Source organism: Marinobacter alkalisoli (genome assembly GCF_045449855.1).
Taxonomy (GTDB): Bacteria; Pseudomonadota; Gammaproteobacteria; order Pseudomonadales; family Oleiphilaceae; genus Marinobacter.
Window position 1 is genome coordinate 13,364 of sequence record NZ_JBJJLC010000009.1, and the last position, 17,844, is coordinate 31,207.

A 17,844-nucleotide genomic window follows, 5' to 3' on the forward strand; every position below is an offset into this window, starting at 1 on the left:
CCATGGCCGTTGCCCGGCATCAAGCACAAACCGGCAAGGGGAGTGGCCTGGTCGCCATTCTCGGTGCCGGTTCTCTTGGCCGGTTGTGGGGCGCCCTTCTCCCCGCAGGAACAGTGGCTTATGTTCCTCGCCGGGAGCCCTTGGGAAGAGGTGCACCAGATCTTACCTATCGCTTTCAGGACAGGCACGGAGACCAACACCCGGTCACCTTACCCTCACTGGACTGGAGCACCCAATCCCCCGATACGCTGATCGTCACCACCAAGGCGGGTGACACGCTGGATGCACTGGAAGCCTCCCTCCCGAACCTGGAGCCGACCGTTCCCGTGGTATTGTTCCAGAACGGTATGGGCAGCCAGCAGGCAGTGGCTGAACGATGGCCGGATCGCCCCATCATGGCCGCCAGCACGACGGAAGGCGCCAATCGCCCGGATACCCAGACCACGGTTCATGCCGGCCAGGGAGAAACCTGGATTGGCGCCCTGACACACAGCGCTTCACCACTCGTTACCAGCGTCGTCAATCAACTGAAAACCTCAGGACTGATCATCCATGAAGAGCCAAATATCCTCGAACGGCTCTGGGGCAAACTGATCATCAATGCCGGGATCAACCCCTATACCGCCATACTCGATTGCGCCAACGGAGATATCCTCGACGCCCCCCTGTTCCGGGACACCATCCGGCAATTGTGCCTTGAACTGGCCGACGTGATGCACCATGAGGGCCTGTCACCCCACTCTCCGGAGGGCATGGAGTCGCAGATAGAAGCCGTTGCCAGGAAAACCGCGAAGAACACCTCATCCATGTGCAGCGATATGCGCCGGGGCAAACCGACGGAAATCGATTACATCAACGGCTACATTGTCAGCCGGGCACGTGTCCACAACCTTGCGGTACCTGTGAACCAAATGCTGACGGAACGGGTAGAACTTCGGACAGCGACACAGCAAAAACCTCAACCGAATCATCCAGGAGCAACCTGATGGGTAACCGCCTTTCCAAGATCTATACCCGTACCGGCGACGACGGCTCGACCGGGCTTGCCGACGGCAACCGCATTGCCAAGAATGCACTACGGGTTGAGGCGATGGGAACTGCCGATGAACTGAACTGCCACGTCGGTCTGCTGATTGAGTGCCTGGATACCGATGACACCCTGGTGGAAACCCTGCGACGGATACAGCACCACCTGTTTGACCTGGGAGGAGAATTCGCCATTCCCGGCAGTCAGATGATCGGAAGTGAACACATTGAGTGGCTGGAGACGACTCTGGATCAGCACAACGAAAACCTGCCCCCACTGAAGAACTTCATCCTTCCCGGCGGCACACCGGCAGCCGCCCAGTGCCACCTCGCCCGTGCGGTGTGCCGCAGAGCGGAGCGGATCGTCGTCGCCCTCGGTCATGAGGACTCGATCAATAACGTATCCCGGCAATACCTCAATCGATTGTCTGATCTGTTGTTCGTGGTAGCCAGGGTTCTTGCGCGCCGGAATGGCGGAAAAGAAATTCTTTGGGAGCAGAAAAAGTCCGGCCTCTGAAGCCGGACTTGAACATTAGACCTTGAACGCCTCCACCAGGCGCTGAAGGGACGCGGTCAGTTCCGACATCTGTCGTGCCGAGCCCAGCGTCTCATCCGCATTCTCCGCCGTGGCTTTGCCCAGATCACTGATTCTTTCAACGTTCGTGTTCACGTTCCTGGCAACCGCCGATTGCTCTTCCGCCGCCTGGGCTATCTGATGACTCATATCCACGATCGTGGAAATACCCCCGGCAATGCGATCCAGCGCTTCGGTTACTTCTGAAGATTTGCGAACCGTTGTCTCAGTCACATCGTGACTGTTGGTCATGGCCCCGACGGCATCTTTCACACCGCTCTGCAAACGGGAAATCATGCCTTCTATTTCCTCGGTGGACTTGTGGGTTCGCTGGGACAGGGAGCGAACCTCATCCGCCACGACCGCAAATCCACGCCCGTGTTCACCGGCGCGGGCCGCCTCAATGGCGGCATTCAACGCCAACAGATTGGTTTGTTCAGCGATCGCCTTGATTTCAACCAGAACCTGGCTGATGTTGTCACTGTCCGCACTCACGCGATTGATAATGTCCACCGCCCCGGAAATCTCCGTCGCCAGTCGATTGATGGTTTCCACGGTATCCGCCACCACCTGACGACCAGATTCGGTGTCACTCTCTGCCATTCCGGCGCTATCAGACACCCGGTGAGCACTCTCCGTAACCTCATGGACCGCTTCCACCATCTGGTTCATGGCTTCGTTGATCTGCCCTGACTCATCCATCTGGCGGGCCACGGCCTCACTGTTGGCGGATGCTGTGTCCTTCACCCGGGCGGCCTGCTGATCAACATCGGAAGTCGTACGACTGACCGACCGAACCAGTTCGGCGATACGGTCGGTCATGTTGTTGAACTCGGTCGTCAGCTCACCAAGCTCGTCGCGGTTATCAAGCTCGATGTGAGCCGTCATATCGCCCGCGGCGACCATCCGTGCGGCTTCGCCGAAACGGTTGATGGCCGTACGTACCGACATGAAAAAACCAATGTACAGGTAGACCACCACCAACAGAACAATAACCAGCGCTACGACGATCAGTTGCCGCTGACGAACCTCGCTTTCCAGCCTGGAGGTCAGGTTGTCCCCCACCACGTCGAAGATAACACCAGTGAGGGTATCGTAATGCGCCAGCTCAGCGGCCACCAGGGCATCAAATTCCCGCCAGGGCATTTCCAGCCGCATCGGCGTGATGATGTTGATGTCCAGCTCGTCCCGGACCACCGCCAGGCCATTGCCGATGCTTTCAACCGTGTTGCCCGCCTCTTTCGCCAGTCTCGGTGAGGCGTTCTGGGCCACTGACAAGGCGGGCGCCAGCAAAGAGGCCCGGTTGGTCAGTGCATCGTAAATCTCGTTCAGACCATCGCTCAGGTTGTAACCCACCTGCCCATCGACCAGGGCGAATGTGCCAAATGCCCTGGCACGACCAATCACATGCCGGGCATTTGGCAGGGATTCCCTCACCAGCCCAAGCAACAGCAGGTTATCCCGGGAGGCGTCCTGACCGAGACCGGAGATTTCTATGGTAGCGGACAACATAGCCCGTACTTTCTGCACGAACTCCTGATAATACTTGAACTGTGGATCCAGGTTGCCCTGATAACTGTCTGAATTTCTGAGTGCCTGCCACTCTTCCTGCAGCTGGACTATCTGCTGGTTCCAGTTGCCGGCCGTGTCAAACGCCAGCTCACGGGAGGCCAGGTCTTCCAGGATACGGCTGATGGTTTCGGCGGCTTCGTCGGATCTTGTCAGGAGTTCGGCTTCATCCCGGACTTTACCCGGCGCACGATAGTCCCGGTAATCAAACGCGGCATCCAGCAGATGATTGACCTGTTCCAGTTGCTCAAGACCCTCCACGCCCCGGGTCATGGTTTCCACCGAACGGTTCAGTTCGCTGATGACCAGCCAGGACAGGCCGCCAATGGGAAGCAGGAACAACACACTGATCAGACTGAACTTGTAGAACATCGGCAGTCGATTCATCAGTGCAACTGCAGGTTTGATTAATTGGTTCACGTTTGACCCCGCACGGTGCTTCTTTGGAAAAATGTTTTATTCTTTTTTATGTTGTCGACTAAAGTCTTAAAAACTTTAGTGCTTTTGTTGTCAGCCTGTCACGTTTGTCAAAATCGAAGCGTCAAACCACTCCGGCGATAACCAATAGAGCAATGCCACAAATCCATACCAGCATGCTCCGGTTCAGCAAATCGCGAATGGCCCCCAGGCTTCTGCCCCCGAATGCGGTCCACTCATCCGGATGCACCCTGGAAAATCGTGCGGGGTCCAGTGCGTATCCGGTCAGCGCGCCGTTGGCCGCCTGAATCAGCACGCGGTCGGTTGCCGGCCCGAGGGTAAACAGCAAGCCCCGAACCTCCTTCAACCAGCCCGCGAGATCTCCCGCCAGGCCAAAGGTGCAGGCCAGCAACCTGGCCGGAATCCAGTTGACCCATCCTGCGATGCGGGCGAATCGGGGGCGTGCCGCCGCCTGGGGCCATTGTTCCTGCAATGCCACCAGCCCTCTCGCCAGGAAGGCCAGACCAATACCGCCCACTACATACCAGAAGGCCACCAGGAAGAACCGTTCAAACAACGTGACGATCAGCTTTTTCGACAGGGCCAGGTGCATTTCATCCGGTGATATTGCCTGCCCCCGCTCGTCCGCCGGCAGGCAATCCTTGATGTGATGCCAGGCGGCCTGCATGTCCCCTCTGCTCCAGGCCTCGCTGTAGGCCCTAAGCAATGGTTTCCATCCGGGCGCCCCCATCAGCAGCAGTAACAACAGGAACTCCAGTGGATAGATCGCCATTCGCCAGCCCTGGGTCGCCGCCAACCCGACCAGTCCTGACAGCAATAATGCAGGCACCACAACCCGCACCAACCCCCAACGAATGCCCCCTTCATGACCAGCCTCGGCCGACCGGCCAGTTTGAAACCAGGCGCGCCAAAGCCGGTCCCCAGACAGTGCACCGGACAGATCCAGCCGCCGACGGACCAGCCATGCAAGCAGGAACACCACCAGTGTCATCAGCGGGTCCCCCGTGTGGTTGCTTCCAATGTGGCCAACTGGTGGCGGTATTGATCCCAGTCAAAGGCGGGACCTGGATCCGTCTTTCGGCCCGGCGCGATATCGCTGTGGCCGGTAATACGCTCACCGGTGATTTTCGGCCACGCCCGCATGATCAGGGCGGAAAGCTCCGCCAGGCGCTGGTACTGTTCAGGCGTGTAGGGAATGTCATCGGCGCCTTCCAGCTCTATACCGATGGAAAAATCGTTGCACTCTTCTTTCCCGTCAAAACAGGAGCGGCCGGCATGCCATGCGCGCTCCAGCATACTGACGAACTGAACCACACCGCCGTCCCGCCGGATCAGGGCATGGGCCGACACCCTGAGCTCGCCAATGGTTTCAAAATACGGATGCTCCGAAGTATCCAGGCAATTGCAGAAAAAGCGTTCAATCGCGTCGCCGCCGAACTGACCCGGCGGGAGGCTGATATTATGGACAACCAGCAGGGATATATCAGCGTCCTCGGGCCTCGGCCCGAAATTGGGGGACGGGCACCAGCGCACTCCGGAAATTCGACCGGTGCGGCGCAAATGGTCAATGGAGGCTTGGGTACAGGTTATGTCGTTTTGGCTTTGAATCGAGTCAGGCAAGGTAAATCCAGCAGGTTTGTCGCTGTTGATATCTGCCCTGATTGAAGCACAAAGTTGCCCGGGTTGCTACGGCGGGTCAGTCCTTGCGACTGCTTCGCAGGTTATCAATGATGGATTCCAGCGCACGGTCAAAGATCAGGCCATCGTCAAGCATGGTGATTTCATCGCAAGCCATCGCCTGCGCCAGGGATTCCCGGTGATACTCAGCCACCTTGGCGCCGCTGCGGTTGACGAAAATATACTTGCCCGTCGCCTTGATGAACGCCGCCAGCTTGCAACGGGTTTTGACGCCGTCCCGGGCCCGCTCGATCCAGGAGCCGACCCGCAGGCTATCCGCACGGTCCAGCCAGGCCTGTTCGATCTCCGGTTCAGATGTCGCCTGCGCGACAGAGGCCTCGGTATCGGGTTCGGGCGGGGGCTCAGCAGGCTGATTCTGCTCAACGGCAGGAGCTTCTGCGACTTCCTCGGGAGGCTCCTCGGGTGAGGATGCCACCCTCGACGTTACCAGTTGCTGGAAGACATCTACATGTGCCAGCTCTAGGTCGCGGATCGCCGCGTCAGTGGCAAACGGGTCCCAGGAAATTTCCTGTAACGCATGACGCAAGTCATCCACTATGGATGGAATCGCCCGCAATAACTCGGTGCGTGTATCGTCAGTTACCGGCTGCGGATCCACACTCCATACCAGTTTACGCGTCAATTCCGCAGCAGCGGTCCAGCCCTCACTCTCCTCCCCTTCCCGCAACACCTTCCATTGAAGATACTTGCTCCAGGCCTCTCTCATCAGATTGTCGACCGGCTCGGGTAATTCCCGCCCGGCAGTCACCTCAGCCAGCAATTGATCAGCCGACTCGGCCGCACGTTCCTGTTTTGCACGCCCTTCTTCCGCATCCCGCAGGCGTTGCTCCACCAGATCTCTGCGCCGGCGATCGAGGTCCATGAAATGGCTGAAATCCGTCAATAATTCACTGAACAGATCCACATTGTCGGTGAACTCGTTCAGCACCCGGTCAACCACGGACTCGATCTTCTCCCTCAAGGGATCGCGCTGGCGGCCCTGCTTCTCGGTCCAGCCAATCGCGGACATGGCCAGCTCGTTGAGCAACTTGCGAACCGGATGGCCGCCACGGTTGAAAAAGTTCTTGTCACTGAGGGCAACTTTCAGCACCGGAATCTGCAGCCGACCAATCAACGCCTTCATGACCGGATGCAACTGACGGTCTTCCAGGATGAAATCGAACAGCATGGACACCAGGTTGATCACATCGTTGTCCACCTGACCGACAACATAGGACTGGCCATTGTCGGCCCTGAGTACTGGCTGCAATTGTTCCCCCAGGGACACCACACGCCCCTGGGTCCATTCTCCGGGTAGCGACTGGATAGCGTTGAGCCTCGCCATCAAGTGGTTTGTATCGAGAAACCCCTGCCCCCCGGCCACGGTTTGACCGTCGTCATCGCGCCCCTGATGTAACAGCGCGCTCAGCTCGGAGAAGGTCCCACCGGTCTGGCCGGCAGTTGCCCCGCCCCCGCCTGTCGCCTTCTCCTCCGCTCCACCGGTATTCGCCTTGTCAGACGAACGAGACACATCAGAAGCCTGCGGGGAACGAGCCCCGGTACGATGGCCCGTGGGCGGCCGCTTCATGTCCGGCAGCACGCCTTCGTCAATCAGGGTGCGATTGGCTTCCTCGTAGAGTTCGCCAAGCGTATCCGCCAGCAGGCGGTCAAAAAGTTTAAGAACCACCAGCTTGGCGCGAATATCGATGTCCAGGTCCGAGCAGGCCTCCCCCAGACCGCCGCAGATCACTTCCGGGCTGAGGGGCATCTGGCTGTTGGTGAGGGAAAAAGAGGGCATCAGGTGACCCACCCGGGCATTGAGCATCCGAATGGCTTCGGCATGCCTGTTACGCAGTTTGTTGACCAGATTCTCAATGGCCACGCGCTGCTCCAGCTCCGAATGATCGACCAGGCTCAGGGAATCCTGATCCACGTCTTCCAGACTGCCTCCGGCATTGTCGGGATTGAACTTGCCAATATCGTTGAATGCCCTGCTCACATACTGGAGGATGGAAACGGTCATTAACTTGCGGCGTAAACGCAACTCCCGCATTGCATCAAAATAGGCGGTCTGATCCTGATTGGAACCGGCTTTGTCCGCAAGTTCGAACAGCGCATCGTCCGCCCGGTCAAAAAAACCGGCCAACACCGACTTCAGAGACTGCCCCGATGCGTCACGTAGTCTCACCAGGGCATGGGGCAAGGCAAACCGGCCTCCGGGCTTCCGGGATGAAAAACTGACCACCTTGCTATCCTGCGCCATCTGGCTGCTCCGGGTATTGACTGACAAACGAATCGGGCTCTATTCCAGTTCACATCCTATGTCGTTTCAACGTCACCTTGTGTCAGATTTTGTCACCTTTTGTGACCAGGAGATGCAGTTCACATTCTAGCAGCCGGCAGCCTCCGGTTTGGCGAATTCGCTGCCGGGCTATAGAATCACGCCACAGACACCAAACCCGATTCGATAACCTTCTTTACCGGACAGCTATCATGATTCCAGCCGAACTGCTTCGCCAATCCCGCGTTGAATCCGTCGCCCACAGTTTGCGGGAAGACATTGGTGACGGTGACATCACGGCACAGCTCATTCCGGCTGACAAAATCAGCGCCGGGCGCGTCATTACCCGTGAATCCGCGGTAATCGCCGGGCGCCAGTGGGTCGACGAGGTGTTCCGCCAGGTAGATCCGGCCCTTGAGCTGACATGGAACGTGCAGGATGGCGACCGCGTGGAGCCAGACAGCGTCCTGTTCAGCTTTCAGGGGCCGGCCCGGGGCCTACTGACCGCAGAGCGGGCTGCCCTTAACTGGCTGCAGACCCTCTCGGCAACGGCAACGGCATGCGCTTCGTTTGCGGAGCGGGTTACCCACACCGGAGTAAAACTACTGGATACCCGCAAGACGCTGCCCGGCTTGCGCCTGGCGCAGAAGTACGCGGTCAGCTGCGGAGGCTGTTATAACCACCGTATTGGCTTGTGGGATGCCTTCCTGATCAAGGAAAACCATATTGCGGCCTGCGGGTCCATCGCCCGGGCCGTCAGTGAAGCCCGACGGATTGCCCCCGGACGCCCGGTGGAAGTGGAAACCGAAAACCTGGAGGAACTCCAGCAGGGGCTGGACGCAGGCGCCGATATCATCATGCTCGACGAGTTCTCCCTGGAGGACATGGTTAAGGCAGTGGCCATCACTGCTGGCAGGGCGAAACTCGAAGCATCCGGAGGAATCAATGCCGACACCCTGGCGCCTGTTGCGGAAACCGGCGTTGATTACATCTCCATAGGCGCGCTAACCAAGGACGTCAGGGCTATCGACCTGTCCATGCGCCTGGACTAGTGTCCCGTCTGGCTAATTCGTTAACCCTCCCCGGACAACAACAGGTCCATGGCCTCGAGTTCCCGGATCAGCGCCTCACCGGATCCGGGACGCCCCCGGAAATGCTCTTCCGCCATGGGCGCAATACCGGATACCGCCGGTAGGGGGTGATCATTCTCGATCAGGATTTTCAACCTGGCGACAAACACAAACTGCAGCCACTGGGTAAACTCCAGGGTATCGACGCAAAACGGCTGCGTGCTCTGGAATGCCTCCGGGGGTGGCGACTGACTTTCCCATACCCCCATTCGCCTAAGCTCTACCTCTATTCTGAGCAGGCTGTCCGCGACTTCTCCAACCTGCCCGTGAGCGGATGACTGTGACATAACCTCTCCGCGATCAGTCCGCAAGCGGTTCCAGCTCCACGGTCTCTCCGTGCAGGACCCGGAACAGGTCTTCGTACTGCCTGGTCAGTGCGTGTTTTGGCGCCATATGGATCAGTGGCTGCCGGCTCTGGTGTGACTCTTTCATCTTGACGGAACTGGACAGACGCACCGGAAGCACAGGCAGCCCCTCTTCCATCAGCTCACGAACAAGCTGCTTTGGCAGGCTCGCCCGCGGCTGGAACTGATTGGCGATAATACCTTCCACAACCAGATCCTCATTATGGTCTTCCTGGAGATCCTGAATCTCATGGAGGATGCTGTAGAGCGCCTGGCGGGAGAAATCATCACAATCGAACGGAATCAGGCACCGCTGGGCGGCAATCAGTGCAGAACGCGTGTAGAAGTTCAGGGCCGGCGCGGTATCGATGTATATGGCATCGAACGACTCGCCCAGCTTTTTCAAAGCCTCACGGAGCTTGTATATCTTGTGCTTGGCCTCAAGCTTGCGCTCAAGAAAATCCAGCTCCGGACTGGAAGGCATAACAAACAGGTTGTCGAACGGAGATGCGTGAACGAATTCGTCCGGGCGGCGGTTGAAAACCGTAAAAGCCACCGTCTGCTCCAGCATATCCGCGACGGTATCCTTCAGATCCGCCGCAGGCTTACCCAGCAGGTAGTGCGTTGAGTTCCCCTGGGGATCCAGATCCACCACCAGCGTACGCTTGCCCCGGGCCGCACTGATGGCAGCCAGGTTACAGGTAATACTGGATTTACCGACACCACCCTTCTGATTGAAAACGACTCGTCTCATTTCTCCCCCCTGACCGTGGCATCCGGGAGCCCGCCTTTTGTCTGCCCCGGTACACGTACGTTATTATGGATACTGTTGGCCCTTCACCAGCCCATGACCGATTTAACGAAGGGTATGGTCAACCTGCGCTGCGCCTGCAGGGAATTCTCATCCAGACGGTCAAGAATCCCCAGCAACTCGCCCAACCGGCGTGGTGCACGCCGCAGAATAAAGCCGGCCACATCATCACCCATCACCAGCCCGCGCTGTTCCGCCCTCGCCATCAGAATTCTCAGGCGATCATCATCCCGGTAGATGCCCAACTGGAGCAGCAACCCATGGGTAAGCCGCGACACCAGATCCGGCAATACAAACGGCACGGAACCGGGTACTTCCGATAAACTGACAAGCAACAGGTGGTTGTTGTCCAACACGCGATTGTACAGGTGAAAAACAGCCTCTTCCCAATCGGCCCGGCCGGCGATGAGATCAACGTCATCAAGACAGATCAGCGCCTGGTTCTCAAGCCCCGACAGGGCTTCTGGCCCAAACGGCAACAATTCCTGGATACTGACGCAAACCGCTGCCTCTTCATGGCTCTCCATGAAATGACAGGCTGCCTGCAACAGATGGCTCTTACCCGTATCCGCATCACCGCACACCACCACGACAGGCACGCGGGCGACCTGACGACAGATCGCCTCCAGGCGGCTTGCGGCCCCGGCATTCCGGTCGCCATGAAAGTTGTCAAACCTTGCGTCATCCCGCAGTTTGACTCCCAGGGTCATCTGTGACGAACTCACTGCCGTTTTGCCCTCCAGGCCCGGCCACCCCAGACAACCAGGTAGTGTCCACCGCTGGCCACCGCTGCAACCGCAACCAGCAGAATGCCGGCTTCCAGGGCCCATGACGGCATCGGTAGCCCCGCCAGCAGTACAATGATAGCAAGCACCACCAGTATCTGGACCAGAGTATTGAATTTTCCCGGCATACTGGGTTCCATTTCGAAGCGTCCGACGCCGTAGTGGAAAGCCAACCCACCAATAACGATCAGCAGATCTCTCCCGAGGACCAGGGCAAAAAGCCAGAATGGCAGCACCCCGGTCAATGTGAGCATCAGGTAGGCGGTAATGAGCAGAGCCTTGTCCGCCAGCGGGTCCGCGATGGCCCCCAGCCTGGACTTCCAGTTGAACTGGCGAGCCAGGAAACCATCAAAGGCATCCGTGGCGGCGGCCAGGAGGAATATCCCCAGAGCCATGCGGTATTCGATCGCCAACAGCGCGGCGGCGAAAGGAACAATCAGCACGAAGCGCAAAAACGTCAGGGCATTGGGTATCCAGCGCCACCGTTCTGACATTAGCAGGCTCCCTCTCCCCTTGGGTTACTCGGCATCATCCGAACCGATCACCGAGGCTGGCTGCCAGCGATAATGGAGAATTTCGTACAGCGACTCAAAGGCTTCTTCAGATTCTTCTGCGTCCCCCAGCAGCGGCTGGTAGGCAAACAGCGGATCAGACATGGCATCCGGGGATTCCTCCACCGCCTGATCAGTAGTAGCTTCCGGGCCCTGCTCCGGAGAGGGCTCTTCGGAAGGCGCGCTATTCACCACTTCCGACTCGGATAAAGGAACAAAGCGCGTATCCAGCGCAATGTATTCACGCAACTGCTCCAGTTCCCCCGAAAACGCAATCCTGAGGGTGAGCTGATCACCGGCCACCCGGGACGCGCCGACGTCCTGCACCGGGGTCAGATCATCAAGCACGTTAATGATATTGCCGTAATCCTGCAGCGTGCCCACACCTCGAACAACAATCTCGACCTGCGGCAAATCCCCCACATCGCCAGCAGCGACGGCGTAGCGACTGGCAAACGCGTCAGCCCAGAGACCAACCACCTTATCTGCCAGCTCTCGCTCACTGGCTGCGGTCACGGACTGCTCACCCTCATCCATGCCCATGCCGTCAAAAATCCAGCCCGCACGCCACTGATTACCGGAGCGGTTCACCCGAACCAGCGCCATCAGATCGTGATCAAAACGCTCTGACGCCGATTTCACTCTGCCGGTGAATTGCCCCCAGATATCAGACAACAGCTCACGATCGTCCGCCATCGACCGTGGCGGGAAATTCAGCGGCAAGCCTCGGTCCGCAGCGGCCTGCCGGAACGCTTCCGACCAGCGGCTGTCACCGTCTCCATCAGAGGCGGTCAGCAACGAACGGGAGCCCCGCTCTTCCACCGCGACCCAGGCCAGGGTCAGCGGCCTGTTCGCGCCCCATACCGGAGCGTCGATTGAGGCCAGGGCGCGGTTGACGCCCACTGCTCCGAAGCTCATCCGCAGCCGATCGCCCTCCTGCCGGCTCAGCACCTGATAGGACTGGAGCAGAGACTCGGCATCAGCAAGAAGTTCCTGCACTCCGTCGTAACTCAGAATATCGCTGCTCCCGGATATCCGAACAAATACCTTTTCGAGGCCGTCGGCATAACCCTGCTTCAGCTCGCCTGGCTGGGATCCGGCCACGGGAACCTCAACGGAATACAATCCGGTCACCGTCACCGCGCCAGCGGGAAAGGCCGCCAGCAGCACCAGTGTGCCGACAATCGGCAGAATCCACCGAATCATTCGCGTTGCCCGTGTCGAAATTCGTCCTGATAATGACATGAAACACCCTGCAATTCGCCTGAATGGCGCATAGGATACACCATGGCCCGAGTCGTGAGTAGCTAACGGGGATTTCGGAAAATCAATTTGGAGCGCCACCTCTCACCTGTTAAAATCCGCCGCCTGACCCACTGGCCAAAACGGTTAAGCACACCATGAGCGAACAGAAGCCCTCCCTTACCTATCGCGATGCCGGCGTTGATATCGACGCAGGTAACGAACTCGTCAACCGCATCAAGGACACGGCAGCCCGTACCCGCCGTCCGGAAGTGCTTGGGGGGCTGGGCGGTTTTGGCGCCATGGTTTCCATCCCCGCCGGTTACCGTGAGCCGGTACTGGTATCAGGCACTGACGGCGTTGGCACCAAACTGCGGCTGGCCATGCAACTGCAAAAGCACGACAGCATCGGCATTGATCTTGTTGCCATGTGCGTAAACGATCTTGTGGTCGGTGGCGCCGAGCCCCTGTTTTTCCTCGATTACTACGCAACCGGCAAGCTGAACGTCGATGTCGCTGCCCAGGTGGTGGCCGGTATCGGTGAAGGCTGCGAACAGGCGGGTTGTGCACTGGTTGGCGGTGAAACCGCCGAAATGCCGGGTATGTACGAAGGTGACGACTATGACCTGGCCGGCTTCTGTGTGGGTGTTGCCGAGCGCAGCGAGATTATTGATGGCAGCCGGGTACAGAACGGCGATGTGCTTATCGCGCTGGGTTCGTCAGGCCCGCACTCAAACGGCTATTCGCTGATTCGCAAGATCATCGAGGTCAGCAAGGTCGACCTGAGCCAGCCCATGGGTGACGGCACCCTGGCCGAAGCCCTGATGGCCCCAACGCGCATTTACGTTAAAAACCTGCTTCAGCTGTTCCGTGAAGTGGATGTCCGGGCCCTGTCACACATTACCGGTGGCGGCCTGCCGGAGAATATTCCCAGGGTACTGCCGGATGGCTCCATTGCAGCAATTGATACCGCAAGCTGGACGCTGCCGCCCGTTTTTCAGTGGCTGCAGGATGCCGGTGGCGTTGCCAGCGAGGAAATGTACCGCACCTTTAACTGCGGCGTGGGCATGATTGTCTGTGTGCCGGCGAACCAGAAGGACCTCGCTCTCGATACGCTCACCTCCATGGATGAAAAGGCCTGGCAGATTGGCGTCATCGAAAGCGCAGGCGATACAACGGCGAAATCCGTCGTCCGCTATGCTCCGGGGCTTCTCGCAGAATGAATGCCGATCCAGCACCTCAGCCCCGCATCCTGGTACTCGCCTCTGGCAGCGGCACCAACCTTCAGGCGTTGATTGATGCCAGCCGCGAACGGGACTTCCCGGGACAAATTGTGGCGGTGGGCTGCAACCGGCCGCAGGCCTTTGCACTGGAGCGGGCAGCCCAGGCCAACATCGACACCTTCGTGGTGAACCACAAGGATTACGGGTCACGGGAAGAATTTGACGGCGCACTGATGGCTGAGATTCGCCGCCACAATCCGGATCTGGTCGTCCTGGCCGGTTTCATGCGCATCCTGACCACCGATTTCGTGCGGGCGCTCCGGGGCACCATGCTGAACGTCCACCCCTCCCTGCTTCCCAAATACACCGGGCTGAATACTCATCAGCGCGCACTGGATGCCGGCGACAAGGTTCATGGCGTTTCCATCCATTTCGTCACGGAAGAACTGGATGGCGGCCCGGTGATCGCCCAGGCCGAGGTCACGATCGATCCGGATGACACCGCTGAATCCCTTGCGGAGAAAGTCCAGGAGAAGGAGCACCTGCTCTATCCCATCGTGATTCGCTGGTTCTGCGAGGGGCGCATCCAACTGGGCACAGACTACGTCCTGTTTGATGGCGAACTGCTGAACAAACCCATGCGACTTCCCGATGAAAGGGTCGTACACTAAACAGATTGTCACCCTCCCTTGTGGTCAGACGGGCTACACTGACGAGATCATGTAGCCTAGCGCAACAGGAGCGACACCATGACTGCGTCCCTTTTGGTCAGATTTCCCGCCGCCATCATTGCCTGTGCGGCCCTGACCTTCTCCCCAACCCCTGCCCTGGCAGACGACTCACAAGGGGAAGCCGAAGGTTCGCAGCAGCAATCCCGCGCACAGGCATCTGATTACCCCCCTCTCCTGCCGCTGAAGGCCAGCTACAGCGCGTCCATGGACAAAGGCATCTCCCTGAACGGCAGCGCCACCCGAAGCCTGACTGAACGGGATGACGGCACCTGGGTCTACAGGACCGACGTTGACTCATTCATTGCGGATATCGAGGAGTCCCTGATCCTGCGATGGGAAAACAACCGGGTTGTCCCTCTCAGGTATCGCTATAAGCTGTCGGGTTTTCTGATCAGGGATCGCAAGGAGGCTATCGATTTTGACTGGGACAACCGGGTTGTAAGCGGTCACCATGAAGGGGACAGGTTCTCACTGGAACTGGAGGACGGGGCACTGGACCCAATGGGTCATCAACTCCAGCTTCATCAGGACATACGCGCGGGCAAAAGGGAAATGGAGTACCGCGTCATCGACAAGGGCGATTACGACACTGACCGTTTTGCAGTGATTGACGAAGAGACCCTGCAAACCGACCAGGGCGAGATGATAACTCTCAAGGCCGAGAAAGTCCGTGACGACGACAGCAAACGCCAGACCCTGATGTGGTTCGCCCCGGACCAGGAATACCTGCTGGTCCGACTGCTACAGGTTGAGCCCGACGGCAGCCGCTACGAAATCAGGATTGATGACGCAGAAATCCGCCGCTAGCCGTTGTGGGCGGCCCACAACGCTTTGACCTCATCCGCGATAATACGCAGACCTTCCGCAACCCTGTCATCATCCTGTGAGTAGGTCACCCGCAGGCACTCATGGCGATGCTTCCAGTCTTCATCCGGCAAACCCGGGAAAAAGTAATGACCGGAAACCACCAACACGCCCCGGGCCTTGAGACGCTGATAGAGTTCCAGGCTGCTGATCGGCAAATCCGGGAACCACAACCACAGGAACATGGCACCCTCAGGCTTGTGGACATACCAGTGGCAGGCATCCTCACCCATGGCTTCCCGGAAAACGGCCACCGCCTTCTCCATCTTGGCCTTGTAGAACGGGCACACCACATCCCGGCTCAGGGAAAGAATCTCCCCGGAACGCACCAGAGGCTCCGCCAGCATGGCGCCAAAGCTGCCGGTGGCCAGATTCATGATCGCATTGATCCCGGAAAGCGCCTTGATCACCGGTTCAGAGGCAATAACAATACCGGTGCGGGCTGCCGGTAAACCGAGCTTGGACAAGCTCAGGCACAGGATGATCTGGTCGTTCCAGGTCGGCGTGGCGTCCACAAACAACAGGTTCGGGAACGGGGTGCCATAGGCGCCATCCACGATGAGTGGCACGTCATGCTGGCGAGCCAGTTGCTCAAGCCTGGCCAGCTCTTCATCGGTGATGACGTTGCCCGTCGGGTTGGTGGGCCTGGATACGCAGATTGCGCCGGTTTCCCCGGTCACCTCGACCGCGTCAAAATCCACCCGGTACTTGAACTCATGGGCATCGGTAAACGAGATATCCGGCTGTACGGCGTGGAACAGGCCCGGCTCGATGCCGGCGTCCGCGTAACCGATGTACTCCGGCGCCAGCGGCAGCAGGATGTGTTTGCGCAGGCCGTCGCCGTATTCTCCGCCGAACATGTTGAAGAGCATGAAAAAGGCGGACTGACTGCCGTTGGTGAGCGCAATGTTCTCGGGCTTGAGCCCCCAGCCATACTCACGGTTGAGCAAATCCGCCAGGGACGCGATGAACTGCTTTTCGCCCTGGGGCGGATCGTAGATCCCCACCAGCCGGCGCATATCAGCGGGCGTCTGACAGATATTCGCCAGTATTTCCTGAACCCTCTGCTGAATCTCGGGAATGTGCCCCGGGTTGCCGCCTCCCATCATGATCATGTCGTCACCGGAGGCCAGCGCATTACCCAGGTCATCCATCAACGAGGTGATGCCGGCATCGGCGGTAAATTTCCGACCAAAAGCTGAAAGTTTCATGAGACTTACCAATTCAACAGGGGGTTACGGATTCAGTGTAGGACAGTGGCGCAGCAACCGCAGGCTAGTCTCCGAGGGAAACACCCAGGTTGCTCACGCCGTCATTGACGGCTTGCTGACGCAGTCGCTCGACAAACTGACTGGTGGGTGTGCGTTGTCGCTTGAGGTCAAGCACCAGATCCCGCTGGAACGCCTTGTCTTCCTTCATAAGCGGGTGCTGGTCCAGCAGCCTGACCAGTTCATCCTCGTCGAGATCTTCGCCTTCGGACATTTCCACGAAGTTCATAACCGTGGTGGTGGCGATTCCGGAGGCCTCGGTGGCACGATGCTTAGCCGGGTTGAGCCGGTTCAACAGTGCCTGCTCCAGCAGCTGGCAAAAATCAAACGCCGGGTAGACTCCGTAGGCGTCGTAGGCGTTCACGTCCGGGGACAGGGCTTCCAGCTTCGCCAGTAATTGGGGAATAGCCGCTTCCGAGGCGTCCTTCTGAAGCATGTCCCAGGCCAGGTCCATGAGTTGGCGCATTTTGGCACCGGTTTTCAGCTCTACGGCATCCGCAAACAGGGCGTAGTTGGGAAACGAGCGCTCGGCCAGCGCCAGCAGGAATGCGCATTCCCGCCAGCCCTGGAGTTGTGAGACCGCTTTGAGAAACTGATTGGCGTTCAAGTCAGCCTCCGGTATTGCTCAGTAAATCGGCAGGATGCCTTCATGTCTTGGGCAACGTAACGCCGGTCTGGCCAAGGTATTTGCCGCCCCGGTCCTTATAGCTGGTTTCGCAGATTTCGTCGGACTCGAAGAACAGCATCTGGGCGACGCCTTCGTTGGCGTAGATTTTGGCCGGCAGGTTGGTGGTGTTGGAGAATTCCAGGGTCACCTGCCCTTCCCATTCCGGTTCCAGCGGTGTGACGTTGACGATGATGCCACAGCGCGCGTAGGTGGATTTGCCCAGGCAGATGGTGAGTACGCTGCGGGGGATACGGAAGTATTCTACGGTCCGCGCCAGGGCAAAGGAGTTCGGCGGGATGATGCAGACGTCACCGGTGTAGTTCACGAAGCTGTTGTCGTCGAAGTTTTTGGGGTCGACGGTGGCTGAGTGAACGTTGGTGAAGATTTTGAATTCGTTGCTGCAGCGTACGTCGTAGCCGTAGCTGGAGGTGCCGTAGGAGATGACTCGGCCTTTTTCGGTTTCACGGACCTGGCCGGCCTCGTAGGGCTCGATCATGCCGTGTTCTGCGGACATCCGGCGAATCCACTTATCGGATTTGATGCTCATGGGTGAAGTCTCGTTTTCGCTGGGAAAAATTGAGGCGTAGTTTACCCGTTAGCAGGGTGTCTGTCGAAGCCTCTGGGGGTTCCGCCCTTAGGCCTGCGAGTGTGGGGGTTGCGGCG

At 58.6% G+C, this 17,844-nt stretch carries 18 protein-coding genes; 6 read left to right on the forward strand and 12 right to left on the reverse strand.

Features of this window, described 5'->3' with window-relative positions; genetic code table 11:
* Window positions 1-2: 2 nt before the first annotated feature.
* Together ACJO5Y_RS05115 and ACJO5Y_RS05120 are read left to right on the forward strand one after the other, a co-directional pair.
* On the forward strand, window positions 3-986 hold the full coding sequence (locus tag ACJO5Y_RS05115; RefSeq protein ID WP_406985347.1) for a ketopantoate reductase family protein: 984 nt from the start codon (window positions 3-5) through the stop codon (window positions 984-986).
* Window positions 986-1,543, forward strand: coding sequence for a cob(I)yrinic acid a,c-diamide adenosyltransferase (locus tag ACJO5Y_RS05120; protein ID WP_406985348.1), 558 nt, complete (start codon window positions 986-988; stop codon window positions 1,541-1,543). The genes ACJO5Y_RS05115 and ACJO5Y_RS05120 overlap by 1 nt, the downstream gene beginning before the upstream one ends.
* 15 nt (window positions 1,544-1,558) lie before the next feature.
* Here ACJO5Y_RS05120 and ACJO5Y_RS05125 read toward each other — a convergent pair whose 3' ends face one another.
* The 4 genes from ACJO5Y_RS05125 to ACJO5Y_RS05140 form a co-directional block, all read right to left on the reverse strand.
* On the reverse strand, window positions 1,559-3,589 hold the full coding sequence (locus ACJO5Y_RS05125) for a methyl-accepting chemotaxis protein (RefSeq protein WP_406985349.1): 2,031 nt from the start codon (window positions 3,587-3,589) through the stop codon (window positions 1,559-1,561).
* Window positions 3,590-3,710: 121 nt separating this feature from the next.
* Window positions 3,711-4,598, reverse strand: coding sequence for a histidine kinase (locus ACJO5Y_RS05130; RefSeq protein ID WP_406985350.1), 888 nt, complete (start codon window positions 4,596-4,598; stop codon window positions 3,711-3,713).
* Complete coding sequence (gene ampD / locus ACJO5Y_RS05135; RefSeq protein ID WP_406985351.1) at window positions 4,598-5,227, reverse strand: 1,6-anhydro-N-acetylmuramyl-L-alanine amidase AmpD; 630 nt, start codon at window positions 5,225-5,227, stop codon at window positions 4,598-4,600. The genes ACJO5Y_RS05130 and ampD overlap by 1 nt, the downstream gene beginning before the upstream one ends.
* 76 nt (window positions 5,228-5,303) lie before the next feature.
* Window positions 5,304-7,547 (reverse strand): DUF1631 domain-containing protein, encoded by a 2,244-nt coding sequence (locus ACJO5Y_RS05140; protein ID WP_406985352.1) that lies wholly within the window; start codon window positions 7,545-7,547, stop codon window positions 5,304-5,306.
* Between the two features lie 230 nt (window positions 7,548-7,777).
* Between ACJO5Y_RS05140 and nadC the strand changes: the two genes are divergently transcribed.
* Window positions 7,778-8,617, forward strand: coding sequence for a carboxylating nicotinate-nucleotide diphosphorylase (nadC, locus tag ACJO5Y_RS05145; protein ID WP_406985353.1), 840 nt, complete (start codon window positions 7,778-7,780; stop codon window positions 8,615-8,617).
* Between the two features lie 20 nt (window positions 8,618-8,637).
* Here the strand turns inward: nadC and ACJO5Y_RS05150 are convergent, their stop codons facing one another.
* The 5 genes from ACJO5Y_RS05150 to ACJO5Y_RS05170 all read right to left on the reverse strand — a co-directional run bounded on the left by ACJO5Y_RS05150 (window position 8,638) and on the right by ACJO5Y_RS05170 (window position 12,392).
* On the reverse strand, window positions 8,638-8,982 hold the full coding sequence (locus ACJO5Y_RS05150; protein WP_406985354.1) for a YqcC family protein: 345 nt from the start codon (window positions 8,980-8,982) through the stop codon (window positions 8,638-8,640).
* A 13-nt stretch (window positions 8,983-8,995) separates the two neighbouring features.
* Window positions 8,996-9,793 carry a ParA family protein gene (locus tag ACJO5Y_RS05155; RefSeq protein WP_406985355.1) on the reverse strand — a complete coding sequence of 266 codons (798 nt, stop codon included), beginning with the start codon at window positions 9,791-9,793 and terminating at the stop codon, window positions 8,996-8,998.
* An 83-nt stretch (window positions 9,794-9,876) separates the two neighbouring features.
* Window positions 9,877-10,593, reverse strand: coding sequence for a DnaA regulatory inactivator Hda (gene hda / locus ACJO5Y_RS05160; protein WP_406985363.1), 717 nt, complete (start codon window positions 10,591-10,593; stop codon window positions 9,877-9,879).
* Window positions 10,572-11,129, reverse strand: coding sequence for a CDP-alcohol phosphatidyltransferase family protein (locus ACJO5Y_RS05165; protein ID WP_406985356.1), 558 nt, complete (start codon window positions 11,127-11,129; stop codon window positions 10,572-10,574). Before ACJO5Y_RS05165 ends, hda begins: the two co-directional genes overlap by 22 nt.
* A gap of 24 nt (window positions 11,130-11,153) precedes the next feature.
* The gene (locus ACJO5Y_RS05170) at window positions 11,154-12,392 is read right to left on the reverse strand and encodes a DUF2066 domain-containing protein (RefSeq protein WP_406985357.1); all 1,239 of its coding nucleotides are present in this window, start codon (window positions 12,390-12,392) and stop codon (window positions 11,154-11,156) included.
* Between the two features lie 194 nt (window positions 12,393-12,586).
* Between ACJO5Y_RS05170 and purM the strand changes: the two genes are divergently transcribed.
* The 3 genes from purM to ACJO5Y_RS05185 all read left to right on the forward strand — a co-directional run bounded on the left by purM (window position 12,587) and on the right by ACJO5Y_RS05185 (window position 15,189).
* On the forward strand, window positions 12,587-13,651 hold the full coding sequence (gene purM / locus ACJO5Y_RS05175) for a phosphoribosylformylglycinamidine cyclo-ligase (protein WP_406985358.1): 1,065 nt from the start codon (window positions 12,587-12,589) through the stop codon (window positions 13,649-13,651).
* A complete protein-coding gene (gene purN, locus ACJO5Y_RS05180) occupies window positions 13,648-14,322 on the forward strand; it encodes a phosphoribosylglycinamide formyltransferase (protein WP_406985359.1) in 675 nt (224 codons plus the stop codon). The genes purM and purN overlap by 4 nt, the downstream gene beginning before the upstream one ends.
* 78 nt (window positions 14,323-14,400) lie before the next feature.
* A complete protein-coding gene (locus tag ACJO5Y_RS05185) occupies window positions 14,401-15,189 on the forward strand; it encodes a DUF3108 domain-containing protein (RefSeq protein ID WP_406985360.1) in 789 nt (262 codons plus the stop codon).
* On the opposite strand, the gene ACJO5Y_RS05190 is transcribed toward ACJO5Y_RS05185, so the two are convergent.
* The 3 genes from ACJO5Y_RS05190 to dcd all read right to left on the reverse strand — a co-directional run bounded on the left by ACJO5Y_RS05190 (window position 15,186) and on the right by dcd (window position 17,728).
* Window positions 15,186-16,457: a valine--pyruvate transaminase gene (locus ACJO5Y_RS05190; RefSeq protein ID WP_406985361.1), complete on the reverse strand. Its 1,272-nt coding sequence runs from the start codon at window positions 16,455-16,457 to the stop codon at window positions 15,186-15,188. The genes ACJO5Y_RS05185 and ACJO5Y_RS05190 overlap by 4 nt on opposite strands.
* A 64-nt stretch (window positions 16,458-16,521) precedes the next feature.
* Window positions 16,522-17,121: a YjaG family protein gene (locus ACJO5Y_RS05195; RefSeq protein ID WP_406985362.1), complete on the reverse strand. Its 600-nt coding sequence runs from the start codon at window positions 17,119-17,121 to the stop codon at window positions 16,522-16,524.
* Window positions 17,122-17,161: 40 nt separating this feature from the next.
* Window positions 17,162-17,728, reverse strand: a complete 567-nt coding sequence (dcd, locus tag ACJO5Y_RS05200; protein WP_127331840.1) for a dCTP deaminase — start codon at window positions 17,726-17,728, stop codon at window positions 17,162-17,164.
* Window positions 17,729-17,844 lie beyond the last annotated feature (116 nt).